12 protein-coding genes and 1 pseudogene are annotated in these 14,800 nt (G+C 62.8%); 6 read left to right on the top strand and 7 right to left on the bottom strand.

Going from position 1 to position 14,800, the window contains the following annotated elements; translation table 11 throughout:
• Positions 1-119 precede the first annotated feature (119 nt).
• Positions 120-857, top strand: a complete 738-nt coding sequence (locus tag QX132_RS04010) for an FkbM family methyltransferase (RefSeq protein WP_315797539.1) — start codon at positions 120-122, stop codon at positions 855-857.
• A gap of 472 nt (positions 858-1,329) precedes the next feature.
• Entirely contained in the window at positions 1,330-1,491 is a 162-nt protein-coding gene (locus tag QX132_RS04005; protein WP_315797462.1) for a hypothetical protein, read from the top strand.
• 82 nt (positions 1,492-1,573) lie between these two features.
• Here the strand turns inward: QX132_RS04005 and QX132_RS04000 are convergent, their stop codons facing one another.
• The 3 genes from QX132_RS04000 to QX132_RS03990 all read right to left on the bottom strand — a co-directional run bounded on the left by QX132_RS04000 (position 1,574) and on the right by QX132_RS03990 (position 4,568).
• Positions 1,574-1,786 (bottom strand): hypothetical protein, encoded by a 213-nt coding sequence (locus tag QX132_RS04000; protein WP_315738059.1) that lies wholly within the window; start codon positions 1,784-1,786, stop codon positions 1,574-1,576.
• Positions 1,787-1,908: 122 nt separating this feature from the next.
• On the bottom strand, positions 1,909-2,382 hold the full coding sequence (locus QX132_RS03995; RefSeq protein WP_315759349.1) for a hypothetical protein: 474 nt from the start codon (positions 2,380-2,382) through the stop codon (positions 1,909-1,911).
• Positions 2,383-2,531: 149 nt separating this feature from the next.
• Positions 2,532-4,568: an acyltransferase family protein gene (locus tag QX132_RS03990; protein WP_315797463.1), complete on the bottom strand. Its 2,037-nt coding sequence runs from the start codon at positions 4,566-4,568 to the stop codon at positions 2,532-2,534.
• A gap of 1,129 nt (positions 4,569-5,697) precedes the next feature.
• Here QX132_RS03990 and QX132_RS03985 point away from each other — a divergent pair.
• Positions 5,698-5,853, top strand: coding sequence for a hypothetical protein (locus QX132_RS03985; protein WP_315738062.1), 156 nt, complete (start codon positions 5,698-5,700; stop codon positions 5,851-5,853).
• Between the two features lie 265 nt (positions 5,854-6,118).
• Positions 6,119-6,394 carry a hypothetical protein gene (locus tag QX132_RS03980; RefSeq protein WP_315738063.1) on the top strand — a complete coding sequence of 92 codons (276 nt, stop codon included), beginning with the start codon at positions 6,119-6,121 and terminating at the stop codon, positions 6,392-6,394.
• Positions 6,395-6,479: 85 nt separating this feature from the next.
• Here QX132_RS03980 and QX132_RS03975 read toward each other — a convergent pair whose 3' ends face one another.
• Both QX132_RS03975 and QX132_RS03970 read right to left on the bottom strand, forming a co-directional pair.
• Entirely contained in the window at positions 6,480-6,848 is a 369-nt protein-coding gene (locus QX132_RS03975; RefSeq protein ID WP_315738064.1) for a PRC-barrel domain-containing protein, read from the bottom strand.
• 72 nt (positions 6,849-6,920) lie between these two features.
• Positions 6,921-7,085 carry a hypothetical protein gene (locus QX132_RS03970; protein WP_315738065.1) on the bottom strand — a complete coding sequence of 55 codons (165 nt, stop codon included), beginning with the start codon at positions 7,083-7,085 and terminating at the stop codon, positions 6,921-6,923.
• 211 nt (positions 7,086-7,296) lie between these two features.
• On the opposite strand from QX132_RS03970, the pseudogene QX132_RS03965 reads away from it, so the two are divergent.
• Positions 7,297-7,608 (top strand): annotated as a pseudogene (locus QX132_RS03965) (SDR family oxidoreductase); the annotation flags it as partial.
• A 10-nt stretch (positions 7,609-7,618) separates the two neighbouring features.
• Here the strand turns inward: QX132_RS03965 and QX132_RS03960 are convergent.
• Positions 7,619-7,750, bottom strand: coding sequence for a hypothetical protein (locus QX132_RS03960; RefSeq protein ID WP_315756589.1), 132 nt, complete (start codon positions 7,748-7,750; stop codon positions 7,619-7,621).
• Between the two features lie 24 nt (positions 7,751-7,774).
• The gene (locus QX132_RS03955; protein ID WP_315810969.1) at positions 7,775-7,966 is read right to left on the bottom strand and encodes a hypothetical protein; all 192 of its coding nucleotides are present in this window, start codon (positions 7,964-7,966) and stop codon (positions 7,775-7,777) included.
• A 650-nt stretch (positions 7,967-8,616) separates the two neighbouring features.
• Between QX132_RS03955 and QX132_RS03950 the strand changes: the two genes are divergently transcribed.
• Entirely contained in the window at positions 8,617-14,796 is a 6,180-nt protein-coding gene (locus tag QX132_RS03950; RefSeq protein WP_315770875.1) for a HAMP domain-containing protein, read from the top strand.
• The last annotated feature ends 4 nt before the right edge of the window (positions 14,797-14,800 follow it).

Genomic DNA, 14,800 nt, shown 5'->3' with positions numbered 1-14,800 from the left:
GCGCCATCGTGGCGCCCCGCCGCTCGTCCATTTCGAAACATTGCCGTGAACGACAGGGCGTGCGCACCCAAGCTTGCCTTCGTTTGGCGCATGCGTGGCCATGGCATTGGGGGGCTCGGTTGGCGAAACATGAAGCATCCCGGTTTCTGGTGAGAATTTTGCGGTCCAGATTCCGCGACCACAAGACGGAGCTTTCCGAGCTGCGGCGTCACATCCGGCGCGGCGACGTCGTCTGCGACATCGGCGCCAACAAGGGCAGTTTTCTCTACTGGCTGGCGCGGTGGTCGGCGCCGGGGCGGGTCGTCGCCTTCGAGCCCCAGCCGGACCTGGCCGAAAGATTGGCGCGGCTCTGCAAGCGGTTCTCGCTCGACAACGTCGTGGTCGAAGCGCGCGCCGTCTATTCGTGCTCCAGCAAGAAGACCCTGTTCGTGCCCGAGGGGCACCAGCCCGGGGCCTCGCTGCTCCGCCCCGCCGAGACCTCGAAGACGATCCAGGTGCAGACGACGTCGTTGGACGACTATCTCCCCGATACGGGAAACGTGTCTGCGATCAAGATCGACGTCGAGGGTGCCGAACTCGACGTGCTGCGCGGCGCCGAGCGCACCTTGCGCCGATGCCGGCCGTTGATCGTGGTCGAGTGCGACCACCGCCTAGCGACGCTCGACAGGGTGAAGGAGACGTTCTTGCTCCTGCGGGGTCTTGGCTATCGAGGCCAATTCCTGAGCCGCGGGAGATTGCTTCCGTTGTCCGGCTTCGACCCGGAGATCCACCAGCGCGCCGATGGCGAATGGTTCTGGAAGCGAAAGGACTACTGCAACAACTTCATCTTCAGGAGCTTGCACGCGCCCACGTCCTGAACTGCGGATGAGCCGGGCTGGTCGATGATGATGTCACAGTCGCTGATCAATCGCCCCTCCCCCGCGCAGGACGAAACATTCCGGGAGCCGATCGAAACCATTTCGCCGCGCCTACGAAGTCGTCGTGAAACAGACCCCCGGCATGTTGCCGAACATCAAATCGACCGTAGGGGTTACCGATGTCCGCGTTGCTGAGCTTCATTTTCGAATCCTATTGCCTGAGCTGCCGGGCGATGTTTCCAGAGCTCAATACCGATCAGTCGACCGTCGCGGAGTAGCTCGCGGCCGAGTGGCCGGAATTTCGATCCGAGATTGAGCCGCGCGGGCGCCGCCGGCTCACTTTGGCTGTCTGCTTGCAGACTGCTCGTCCGGAAAACCAACGCGCATCAAGCTTTGCTCTTCAGCTTAATGGCGGCTTCCATTTGACGCCGGCGCCCTTCATCCGCCACGTCTTGGGCGATGGAGTTGAACCATGTTTGAACTAGCCATGTTTGCCGCAATCTGTTTCATCGCCGCTGTCGCCCTCACGATCATTTACCAGCGGCGTCAGGACGTCCTCTACGGCCCCTATATCGCGGATGTCTCGTGGCCGACGGTGCTGCCCGACGACCGCATCGAAGCGTCGTCACCCTGAACCTGGATGTGCTCCCGGGAGGCACCGGGCAGGCCGTCGCGATCACGCCAGCGATGATTGCCGATCTGCATGACGCCCGGCTTCACAAGCCGATGCGCCCGCCGGAATCGTTGAGCAGCGCATCGAGCCGGTCTGGGCTCATCCTCTGTCCACCCGGAGTCTCTATGCTGACGCAGGCAGCGCCGAGACGCAGATAGGCGTTTGCCGTGAGCAGCGCATCCTGCGCGCTGCGGCACCTGATGGTGGCGATCGCGCTGGCGCTTTCGGCCCGGACGGTGAAGGACGCGGCGGCCATGAGGGGCGGGCTCGTCTGTAAGCGGCGGCTGAAATGAAGCCGAAGCTTATGCGACGGAGCCCGACGGTATCATTGAGGCGGATCAAAGCCGCCGGTCCCAGGCTTCGCTATGGGCGTCCCGCTCAGCTCCGATTCAGCGACAGGCTGATGCGGGTGACGATGCCGTCCCAATCGCGCTCCCAGGCCCGGGGGTAGTTGATCAGCACGCAGTGGACATAGCCCCCAACGAAGTTGCAGCGATTATACCAGACGTAATCGCCCTTGTAGCTCGACACCGCGAAGAAGCGCGAGGTGATCCGCTTGTACTGGATGTTCGGCGGCGGGTTCTTCTGGGCGAGGAATCGCGCCGGCGACTCCCGGGTGTCATTGGGCATCGACTGCACGGTCAGATTGGCGCGACCGTCCGCGGTCTGGAAGCGCTGGCCATAGCCCCCGGGTTGGCCCGCCGTGTCGCTGAAGATCGAGACGGGAATGTCGACCGACGTGCCGGTCTCCGGGATCCTATAGGTGTTCCAGCGCACCGATTCGGCCGGCGCGGCGTTGCTCCAGCACGCGGCGCATGCAAGCACAGCCATGGCCTTGATGATCGGATTCATGTCTGTCGTCCCCAACGGCTTGAGAAAACATGACGTTGAACCACCTTCGCGGCTCAGCGAAGGCAGCGTCCGCCATCAGCGGCAGGCGAACGCGCGACCCCAGTCGAAGGTTCATGGCTCCCGCAGGTCCCGTGCTCGATCGCTCCTCATCATTGAACCTGGGATGGAGCGACGTTCCGGGTTGCCGTCGGACCGTCGCCAGCCACGAGTTCGTGCGTCCCGGTCTCGGAGGGCTGCCCCAGTCTCCGCAAGAACGCATCCAGTTGCGGCGCGAGTTGCGAAAGGACAAACCTCGACCCTTCCGGGGTGAAATGGATGGTGTCCCAAACAATCGGCGTTTCCGCGTCGATCGTCAGCGGGCAACGCCTCTTGCTGCAAATCGTGTCGAGAATGGAAACGTATTGAACGAGCGGATACGCGCTGGCGATCTCCTTCAAGCGGTCGTCCGCCTTGAACGCCCCCTCTCGCGGCAAGAGCGAATTGCCGATTGGGACGTGCGTCTGCTCATGGTTGAACAACGTCGAAGCCAAGGGAGCGGGGAACTCGATCGAAGGACCGAGGAGCAGAACTGGAACGCCGGCTTCCTGAGCTGCCGCCAGCAGCGCGTTCAAATACCGATCGACGCGCCGTGCAGGAGGCTGGCCGTAGGTTTCGAGATAGGCGCGCCAATTGCCGGAAAGAACGACGCCGTCAAAGCCGTGGGCCCTGATCTGATCGCGTAGCAGCTGATTGACGTCGTTGCAGTTTCGCGAGGTGCTCAGCTTGAGCTCGACGAACGGGGGACAGGCCGCTGACGTAAGCTGCAGAAGATGATAGGCATCGGAGGATAGGTAGCTGCGCAATCCCCAGGCATAATGTGCGGCGAGACTGTCGCCGGCGAGCAGAATGTTGCGCTTGTTTGCGGCCGGCTTCAGGCACGCATCAAAGTCGTAGGCCGATGGCGGCTCATCGGGCTGCAAGAAGCAGCTGTGCGCACGATAGAACGGCTCCATCGTCCGGGAATCGTACCGGAGCATTCGTGCCTGGGATTGCGGGAAGCGATCGGCGTAGCCGTCATGAGCGATGCCGTGAACTCCGACCGCGATCAGGACGACGGCAATGCCCGCGATCACCGGGGAGCCACGCACGCCAACCCACTCCGTTCGCGCGCGTGCCGGCCGCTCGACGATGACGTAAGAGAGATAGGCCAGCAGCAGCGAGCACAGCAGGAGCCCGGCGGTAGCAAACGCCGAGGTCGCGACATCGAGCGGCAGCGCGGCCCTGCCGAGGACGAACACCGGCCAATGCCAAAGATAGAGCGAATAGGACAGACGGCCGAGGAAGGCTCCGGTCTCGCGGAACGGCAGCCGGGGCCTGCCCTGCTCCTGATTGAAGGCGACAATATAGAACGCAGTACCGAGACAGGGAATCAGCGCATGCAACCCGGGGAATCGTGTCTCCGCGCGGAAGATGACCACGGGAATCAGCATGGAGCCCATGCCGGCTGTCGCAAGGATGAGACGCGCCTCGCTTCTGACCGGTGACCATCGATGCAGAAAGAACGCGATGCTTCCGATCAAAAACTCCCAGGCCCGCAGCGGGGCGATGTAGAAGGCGGCAGAGGGCGATTGCTTGATCCAAAGCTCATCGAGCACGCACAGCGCGACCGTTCCGGTGACGATCAGTCCGAGCGACAGCTTCGACGTTGGGTCGGGAAACAGCCTGCTCCAGAGCCAAGTCACGACCGGAAACAGGAAGTAGAACTGCTCCTCCACCGACAATGACCAAGTGTGGATGAGAACCTTCCCGATCGTTGGAAGATCGAAATAGCCGGTCTGCGACCAGAAGAAGATGTTCGACGAAAACAGAAGCGTAGAGACCGCGCTTCCGAAAAACATTCGGTAGTCGCCAGGAGGCGCAAAGAACCACGCGACTATCCCGGTGACGACAATCATCAGGTAGAGCGCCGGAAGCAGGCGCCGCGCCCTTCGTTCGTAGAAGGCGATGAACGAAAACGAATTGGATTGAATGCCGGTCCAGATGAGCCGGGAGATCACATAACCGGAGATGACGAAGAAGATATCGACGCCGACAAACCCGCCGCCAAAACCTGGCAACTCGAAATGAAATCCAATGACCGAAATCACGGCTACGGCGCGCAGCCAATCGATGTCCGGCCGGTACTCCAAAACCTTTGTGCGCGTCATGCTGGTAGCCTGGGCGGGCCATTCGCCCTAACGAGTTACCTGCTGACATGTCCGCAAATGGATTGCAACGTACCGAAACACACGGAAATACCGTTCTTGGTTGGTGTATCCGAATTGCCGCACCATCTCACGGCCCCGCCGCGTGGGGACGCCGACGGATCGCAGACCCAGCGGGAGGCCATTCGCCTGCGGGGGTCATCCCGCGAGCATCAAGAGAACTCGCACTCGGTCCCGATCCCGGTGCTGACTTCGAGGCGGTGATTGGAAGCCCGACGCGCCAGAGAGAATGGCAGCACCGTCAAGGCCAACATGCCGGCAAGCCGGATCATTCACTGCGCCAGCGCGCCCCCGCCCGACGCAGCTTTCGACACAAGGACCGCTTGTGTGTCCGTGACTGACCAGCCCTCCGCCTTGATTGCCCCGGCCTAGCAACGCGCTGTCGTCACGCGGGCAGACGTGCCGCGCGTACTCCCGCGATCATCATCCACGAAACGCCTGCCACGCTGACGCCTCAACTAGGCTCGACGCGAGACGCACGCGGGATCCACGCTCGATGATTGTGCGGCTGTTGTTTGATGAGCACACCCACCCGCGAGATTTCAGCGACCGCCTTCCGTCGTCACCACTCACATGATACCAGTCATGCCAAAGAAGCTGGCGAGCGAGTGGCGACATCGCCATAGCCGTTAACACCTCGCCACAAATCGGCCGAGGTCGAGGTGGGCTGCCTCTATACTTCGAGTTGCTTTTGCAACCGCATTGGCGTCGTACCTCGGACAGTGCTTATCGGCACCGGCCCGCGCAGGCTGAGCGCGCCTAAACCGCTTCCCTGAAGGAATTTGGCTTAAAAACGTGCGACGCCGCGTCTCCGCAACCTGGCAACTTCTTTCAACAGCCAAAACGTGCAACAATACTGCACGCAACTAATATCAACCTCAGATTTAATTTACTGATCATTTACTTTCCGCAACTTTGCCCCAAAAACTGCACGATGCTGGGTTCCTCTTTCACAATTAGAACTCTTCTGGGGCCCTACAAAAACCACCTCCCCAGAAACGGGATCTAACAACCTCGGATATACTTTTCAAAACTCACTCTCCGTCTTCGTTTCGCGTACAGAGGTCCCACAATGACAACACTCATCAAGGCTCTCCCGACCCATCTCGAAGAGACTCGTATCGACTCCGAGAAGCTGCGCACGATCCTGATGCTCTGCGGCGCCACTGCGTTTGGCTTCATTCTCCACGCCACCTACGGTCTCGATCTCAGCTACGCCTTCTTCTGATTTGATCAGTCTGCCGGTCGAGGCTGGCGGCTCTTCATTGCCGGACGCAATCGGCGTCGGTCCGGGCTCGCGGGGTTGTTGAACGGCCCCGCGCGTCGCCTTTTCGAAGTGATACGCGCCACGCGAAGAATATGGCAGATGCCGTCCATTGCAGGCTTGATCGTGCTTTTGCACAGCTTGGCCGCGCCGCTCCCACAATTCCGCCGCGACGACGCGACACGCTGAGGGTGTTGAGGATTGCGGTTGCTTGAGGACGAGTAGCGTCATGCGTTCACCAGTATATGATCTCTATCAGATGAAGCAGGATCGCTTGCCGAAAGGAGCTCGTTCGGCATGGCTGAGGACGAGGCCGAATGAGCCGCCGCCCGCCGCCGACGACTGGGTCTTCGTCGGCAAGGAACGGCATCCGAGCCGGTGGACGGTCGCGGAGATGAATGAAAAAGGCACCTGCTACCGCGAGATCCCGATCTGGCTGTCGAGCCGCCGCAGCATGATGGCTGGATCGGCGGCCGAAAGCGGCGCTCAGCCGCCGGCCGCCTGAGATTCATCGGAGATCGCTGACGATGGCCGCTACGCGCCACGTTCGTCAGCAAGCCTCGCCAGGGCAATGAGCGGGATCGGCGGTCCTACGCGAGTTGGACGCCGTAATAGTCGTCGACCTTGCGCCCCGCCCCGGCATCCCCCCAGTCCCACTCACGCTCGTCGGAATATTTCGGCGCGCCTCGCAGTTGGTTCTCGGTCACGCCGGTAACGTAGCCGCCGAGTCGCGTGTCGTACTTCAGGGATTGCCAGGGCAACGGGTAGTGATCATTCCCAAGCCCGAGGAAACCGCCGAAGCCCAGGACGGCATACGAGACCCGCCCGCTCAGCTTGTCGATCATCACGCGTTCGATGGTGCCGATCTTGGTGTCGTCGGCGCCATAAACGGCCGTGCCTTCGACCTTGTCGCTTCCAATCAGGTTGCCATATTCGCGTTCATCGAGCATCGACGTCATGTGGTCCTCCCGGTGCGAGTGGATCGATAACGTTCGGCCGTCACCGGCCGTTCCCAAGAGCCTGAAGCGCTCTCAGTCGGCCTCCGACGGGTTACCGTCCTGCTCGGGATGACGTGTCGCCTCGCGGGACGGAGCATCCGGAGATGTGGTCTTATGAACCTGCTGCGCACGCTCCTTGTCGGCGGGCTGATCCTCACCGCGTCCTGTCCTGACGATGCCTTGGCCTTGCTGCGCCATCGGATGGCTCTCCTTGGTTGGTGATCCACGAAGGGCGCCGGATTGGATAGCGCTGACGCCGCTGCGATTCGATCGAAACGACGCGGGCCGCGCCTGTTCGTTCCCTCCTTGAGCCAACAGGCCGCAGAGCCGACCGCGCATCTGGCGCAACACGGTGCTTTGAGCGATCCAAACGAAACGTTGGCGATCTCAGGCTGTTGACCACGTCCCTCGAGAGGAGACGTTCTGCCGGCGGCTGGTGCAACAGGCCGTCGAAGCACTCGGCGGACTCGACATTGTCGTCAATAACACCCGCGCGGCAGCAGACGCGTCAGTCGACCCTGGATGTCTCGTCCGAAGATTTCGACGCGACGATGAAAACCAATATCTATGCCCCGTTCTGGATCATCAAGGCCGCCCTGCCCCATTGGCCAAGCAGCTCGGACCGAAGGCCATACGCGTGAACGCCGTCACGCCCGGCCGAATCTGGACGCCGCTTCAGGTCTCCGGCGGGGCCACGATGGAGAAGATGGAGAAGTTCGGCTGCCGCTGGTTCAGATGTGGGTGATGGGCTGCGGCAGCGAATACGCTTCCGTATGCACCTGACGAATCGTCGTGAACGCGGCGACGGCCGAGGCCAGGCTGAAGGCCGTCAGCAGCGCAATGAGAACGGTGCGGGGGGTCATGGGACGCTCCTCCATCCAGATTGGTTACTCGCGTAGCGCGGTCCGGCACTCGCCGAGCGGTGCGATTTCGCCATCGAGCCAATCCTGCTGGAGCGCGAGCGCTTTCCAGCCTTGGGCCATCCGTCGATAGCGCCGGAACGCCGGCTCTCCCTCGGCGCGCTCCGCGAGCTGGAGACAGTTGTCTGCGTTCTCTCTGAAAAGATCCGATCGTTTCATCTCAATCAGCTGGGAGCCACGGCGGACCGCCGCAACTCTGTTACACGATATTAATGTTCGCTCTGCGCTGGTGGAACATGGCGCACGTTGCAGCGCGGGTCCTGCTCAGAAGCGACGCGACACTGCCAACGTGAAGGGCCTGCATTCTTAGGCGTCTCGGGATCTTCGGATCCGTCGGCATCCCGGCGCCATTGCTTCCGGCATCCCCGTCTCTGCCGTGGTTTCCATTGCTAGTCCCCTTCGGAGGCATCAAGACGGCAGCAATAGCGAACTTGAGGCAGGTTCTCCTCTTACTCGAATGAGACGCGCCCCCTTTCCCCGTTCCAATGGAAATCGCCTCCTTCGTCAGCGACGAATACATGGGAACCCTTTTCCTGGATTGGAGTTGAAGCACTCGCGCCAGTAAAGGCCGGTTCCATTAGCCTTGGAAATCGGCATCCTGGCTTGATTTGAGTAGTTGCGGCGGCTTCTATGGCCGCCGGCTATCCGAGTCTCGGATTTTTGCTGGTAGACGGTCTGCCACGGGGAACTTGATGAGCGATCTCGATTCTGCTGCCAGTCCGATGCCCGAGCGCCAAGGGTTTGGCCGCCAAGGCAACGGAGCCGAGGCGGCCGATGCCAGCCAGGACCTGCTCCGCGCTCTCCAGGCCATGCGTTCCGGAGATTTCTCCGTGCGTATGGGCGGCGACTATCTCGGCATCGACGGCAAGATCGCCGACACGTTCAACGAGATCATTGCGGCCAACGAGCGGATGGCGCAGCAGCTCGAGCGCGTCGGCCAGGTCGTGGGACGGGAGGGAAAGACGCGCCAGCGCGTGCGGTTCGGCATCGCAAGCGGCTCCTGGGCGGATATGGAGAGTTCGATCAACACGTTGATCGACGATCTTCTATGGCCCACCCGTGAGGTGACGCGCGCGGTTGCCGCCGTGGCCCAAGGCGACCTCCTGCAGACCGTGAAACTGGACGTCGATGGCCGGCCTCTGGGCGGCGAGTTCCTGCAGTCGGCGACCATCGTCAACACGATGATCAAACAGCTCAGCGTCTTCACGTCCGAAGTGACCCGCGTGGCGCGCGAGGTCGGCACCGAGGGCAAGCTCGGCGGCCAGGCCCAGGTTCCCGAAGTCACGGGCGTCTGGAAGGACCTGACCGAGAGCGTCAACTCCATGGCCAATAATCTCACCGGCCAGGTCCGCAACATCGCGGAGGTGACGATCGCAGTCGCCAATGGCGACCTATCGAAGAAGATCACGGTCGACGTTCGTGGCGAGATCCTGCAGCTGAAGGAAGCCATCAACACGATGGTCGATCAGCTCAGGTCGTTCGCGTCGGAGGTGACGCGTGTGGCGCGCGAGGTCGGCACCGACGGCAAGCTCGGAGGTCAGGCCATCGTTCCCGGCGTTGCCGGCACCTGGAAGGACCTCACCGACTCCGTCAACGCGATGTGCGGCAACCTCACCGCTCAGGTCCGCAATATCGCCAACGTCACCACTGCGGTCGCCCGCGGTGACCTGTCACGCAAGATCACGGTCGACGTGCGCGGCGAGATCCTGGAGCTGAAGGACACCATCAACACGATGGTCGACCAGCTCAACGCCTTCGCATCCGAGGTGACGCGCGTGGCGCGCGAGGTCGGCACCGAGGGCAAGCTCGGCGGCCAGGCGCAGGTGCCCGGCGTTGCCGGCACCTGGAAGGATTTGACCGACAACGTGAACTTCATGGCGTCGAACCTGACGGCACAGGTCCGCAACATCGCCGACGTCGCCACGGCCATCGCCAGCGGCGACCTGTCGAAAAAGATCACCGTCAACGTCTCCGGCGAGATCCTTCAGCTGAAGGAAACGCTGAACACAATGGTCGACCAGCTCAATGCGTTCGCCGGCGAGGTCACGCGCGTGGCGCGAGAGGTCGGCACCGACGGTCGGCTCGGCGGACAGGCCAACGTGCTCGGCGTCGCCGGCACCTGGAAGGATCTCACCGAGAGCGTCAACTCGATGGCGTCGAACCTGACGGCGCAGGTCCGCAACATCGCCGAGGTGACGACCGCCGTCGCCAATGGCGACCTGTCGAAGAAGATCACCGTCGACGTGCGCGGCGAGATTCTGGAGCTGAAGGACACCATCAACACGATGGTCGACCAGCTCAACGCGTTCGCCGGCGAGGTGACCCGCGTCGCGCGCGAGGTCGGCACCGAGGGCAAGCTCGGCGGGCAGGCCATGGTGCGCGGAGTCGCGGGCACCTGGAAGGACCTGACCGACAGCGTCAACTCGATGGCCTCCAACCTGACCGGCCAGGTCCGCAACATCGCGGAGGTCGCCACCGCCGTCGCCAAGGGCGACCTGTCGAAGAAGATCACGGTCAACGTCTCCGGCGAGATCCTTCAGCTGAAGGAGACGCTGAACACGATGGTGGACCAGCTCAACGCCTTCGCCGGCGAAGTGACGCGCGTGGCGCGCGAGGTCGGCACGGACGGCAAGCTCGGCGGACAGGCCGAGGTGCCCGGCGTCGCCGGCACCTGGAAGGATCTCACCGACAGCGTCAACTCGATGGCCGGCAATTTGACGGCGCAGGTGCGCAACATCGCCGAGGTGGCAACGGCCATCGCCGGAGGCGACCTGTCGCGCAAGATCACCGTCGACGTGCGCGGCGAGATCCTGAGTCTCAAAGAGACGCTGAACACGATGGTCGATCAGCTCAACCGCTTCGCGGGCGAGGTGACGCGCGTCGCGCGCGAGGTCGGCACCGAGGGCCGGCTCGGCGGCCAGGCCAACGTGCCCGGCGTCGCCGGCACCTGGAAGGATCTCACCGACAGCGTCAACTCGATGGCCGGCAATCTGACGGCTCAGGTCCGCAACATCGCCGAGGTGACCACGGCAGTGGCGCGCGGCGACCTGTCGCGCAAGATCACCGTCGACGTGAAGGGCGAGATCCTCGAGCTGAAGAACACCATCAACACCATGGTCGATCAGCTCAACGCCTTCGCCTCCGAAGTGACGCGCGTGGCGCGCGAGGTCGGCACCGAAGGCAAGTTGGGCGGCCAGGCCGAGGTGCCGGAAGTCGCGGGCACCTGGAAGGATTTGACCGACAGCGTCAACTTCATGGCCTCGAACCTGACGGCCCAGGTGCGCAACATCGCCGAGGTCGCGACCGCGATCGCCGGCGGCGACCTGTCGAAAAAGATCACCGTCGACGTGCGCGGCGAGATCCTGCTGCTCAAGGACACCCTGAACACGATGGTGGAGCAGTTGCGCTCGTTCGCGGCCGAAGTGACGCGCGTCGCGCGCGAGGTCGGCACCGAGGGCCGGTTGGGCGGCCAGGCCGTTGTGCCCGGCGTCGGCGGCACCTGGAAGGACCTGACCGACAACGTCAACCTGCTCGCGGCCAACCTGACCACGCAGGTCCGCAACATCGCCGAGGTGACCACCGCCGTGGCGCGCGGCGACCTGTCGCGCAAGATCACCGTCGACGTGAAAGGCGAGATCCTCGAGCTGAAGAACACCATCAACACCATGGTCGATCAGCTCAACGCCTTCGCCGGCGAGGTGACGCGCGTGGCACGCGAGGTCGGCACCGAGGGCAAGCTCGGCGGACAGGCGCAGGTGCCGGGCGTTGCCGGCACCTGGAAGGACCTCACCGATACCGTGAACTTCATGGCCGCGAATTTGACCGAACAGGTCCGCGGCATCGTCAAGGTCGTGACCGCCGTCGCCAATGGCGATCTCAAGCAGAACCTCACGGTCAAATCGAAGGGCGAGGTCGCAGCGCTCGCCGAAACCATCAACAACATGACGGAGACGCTGGCGACCTTCGCCGACCAGGTGACGAGCGTTGCCCGCGAGGTCGGCGTCGAGGGCCGGCTCGGCGGCCAGGCCAACGTGCCCGGCGCGGCCGGCACGTGGAAGGACCTGACCGGCAACGTCAACCTGCTTGCGGCCAACCTGACATCCCAGGTGCGCGCCATCGCCGAGGTCGCGACGGCCGTGACCAAGGGCGATCTCACCCGTTCCATCCAGGTCGATGCCCGCGGCGAGGTGTCCGAGCTCAAAGACAACATCAATACGATGATCACCAATCTGAGGCTCACCACCGACCTCAACACGGAGCAGGACTGGCTCAAGACCAACCTGGCCAAGTTCACCAACATGCTGCAGGGCCAGCGCGACCTGACCACCGTCGGCCGCCTGCTGCTGACCGAGCTGACGCCGCTGGTGAACGCCCACCGCGGTGTGATCTACCAGGTCGAGACCGAGTCCACGCCACAGCTGCGCCTGCTTGCCTCATACGCCGATGACGGCATCTATCCTCACCGGACGCACGTCCAGTTCGGCGAGGGGCTGATCGGACAATGCGCGATCGACAAGCGACAGCGGCTCGTCTCCGAGATTCCATCCGACGTCATCCCCGTGGGCTCCGCCCTGCTCCGCGCCGTCCCGAAGAACCTCGTGGTGCTGCCGGTGTTGTTCGAGAACCAGGTCAAGGCGGTGATCGAGCTGGCGTCGCTTAGTTTGTTCACGACGTCGCAGATGACGTTCCTCGAGCAGCTCACCGACTCCATCGGCATCGTGCTCAATTCGATCGAAGCCACGATGCAGACCGAAGGGCTGTTGAAGCAGTCGCAGCAGCTCGCCGCGGAGCTTCAGACCCAGCAGCGCGAGCTGCAACAGACCAACGAGCAGCTCGAGCAGAAGGCGCAACAGCTCGCCGAGCGCAACGTCGAGGTCGAGCGCAAGAACCAGGAGATCGAGCAGGCCCGCCGCGCGCTCGAGGAAAAGGCGACCGAGCTCGCGCTGACATCCAAGTACAAGTCCGAATTCCTCGCCAACATGTCGCACGAGCTGCGCACGCCGCTCAACAGCATCCTGATCCTCGGCCAGCAGCTGACCGAGAATCCGGACGGCAATCTCACCCTCAAGCAGGTCGAGTTCGCCCGCACCATCCATGGCGCCGGTACCGATCTGCTCAATCTGATCAGCGACATCCTCGATCTCTCCAAGATCGAGTCCGGCACCGTGACGGTCGATGCCGAGGAGATCCTCACCACCAACCTCCTGGAAACCGTGGGACGTCCGTTCCGCCACGAGGCGGAAAATCGCCTGCTCGCCTTCAACATCGACGTCGACCCGAACCTTGCGCGTAGCATCGTCACGGATTCCAAGCGCCTGCAGCAGGTGTTGAAGAATCTGCTCTCGAACGCCTTCAAGTTCACCGCCGAAGGAGGGGTGCGCTTGAAGGTATCTGCGGCGCTCGGCGGATGGAGCGCAGAACATCCGGTGCTCAACACTGCACCGGCCGTGATCGCGTTCGAAGTCTCGGACACCGGCATCGGCATTCCGCAAGACAAGCAGAAACTGATCTTCGAGGCGTTCCAGCAGGCGGATGCCGGCACGAGCCGCAAATATGGTGGCACCGGCCTCGGGCTCGCGATCAGCCGCGAGCTCGCCAACCTCCTGGGCGGCGAGATCCATCTCAAGAGCGCACCCGGCAAGGGCAGCACCTTCACGCTCTATCTGCCGCTCAAATATTCAGGTCCCGCAACGACGCCGCGCGTCAGTCCAGCGTCGCCCGTTCCCTACGTTCAACCCCCAGCCCTACAGCAAGCGGCCGCACCGGAGCGCGGGATCGAGCCCCCGCCGGACGATCGTCTCGACCTCGAACCCGGCGATACGATCCTGCTCGTGGTCGAGGACGATCCGCACTACGCGCGCGTCCTGATCGACCTTGCGCGCGACAAGGGCTTCAAGGTCCTGATCGCCGGCCGCGGCGCCGAGGCGCTGGACCTCGCCAAGCAGTATCAACCGGCCGCGATCTCTCTCGACGTCTTCCTGCCGGACATGCTCGGCTGGACCGTTCTGAGCCAGCTCAAGCACAATCCGCTGACGCGGCACATCCCGGTGCAGATCATCACGCTCGACGAAGACCGCCAGCACGCTTTGGCGCGTGGCGCGTTCTCCTTTGTCAGCAAGCCTACGACAACGGAAGGCGTCAGCGCGGCCCTGTCGCAGATCAAGGAATACGCCAAGCCGCGACGCAAGCGGCTGCTGATCGTCGAGGACAACGCGGCCGAGCAACTCAGCATCCGCCAGTTGTTGGATCACGACGACATCGAGATCATCGCGGCGGATACGGGAGCTTCGGCGCTCGAGACGCTGCGCAGCGCGCCGTGCGATTGCGTGGTTCTCGATCTGCGGCTGCCAGACATGAGCGGGTTCGACGTACTCGATCAATTGCGCTCCGACGATTTCTTGTCGAGCGTTCCGGTGGTCGTCTTCACCGGGCGGGAATTGTCGGCCGAGGAGGATGCGGAACTGCATACGATGGCGCGCAGCATCGTCGTCAAGGGCGTCGAGTCACCGGAGCGGCTGCTCGACGAGACGTCGTTGTTCCTACACCGTGTGATTACGGAACTGCCGCTCGAGAAGCAGCGCATGCTGGAGAAGCTGAACAGTTCCGACGAAGATCTGATCGGCAAGACGGTGCTGCTGGTCGACGACGACGCCCGCAACATCTTTGCTCTCTCCAGCGTGCTGGAACGCCGCGGCATGAAAGTGCTGACGGCGACCACCGGAAGCGAAGCGATCGACCTGGTGCAGAGCAATCCCGCGATCTCGATCGTCCTGATGGACATCATGATGCCGCAGATGGATGGTTACCAGACGATCGGCGTCATTAGGCAAAATCCCGCCTTCGTCCGGCTCCCCATCATCGCGTTGACCGCGAAAGCCATGAAGGGAGACCGCGAAAAGTGTCTCGAAGCTGGCGCCTCCGATTATCTGGCAAAACCCGTCAACACCGAGCAGCTGCTCCTTGCGATCCGCATGTGGCTGCACCGCTGAACGG

The sequence above is a fragment of the Bradyrhizobium sp. SZCCHNRI20481 genome (genome assembly GCF_032485055.1).
Classification (GTDB): domain Bacteria; phylum Pseudomonadota; class Alphaproteobacteria; order Rhizobiales; family Xanthobacteraceae; genus Bradyrhizobium.
This window is presented reverse-complemented; position numbering and strand designations above follow the sequence as displayed.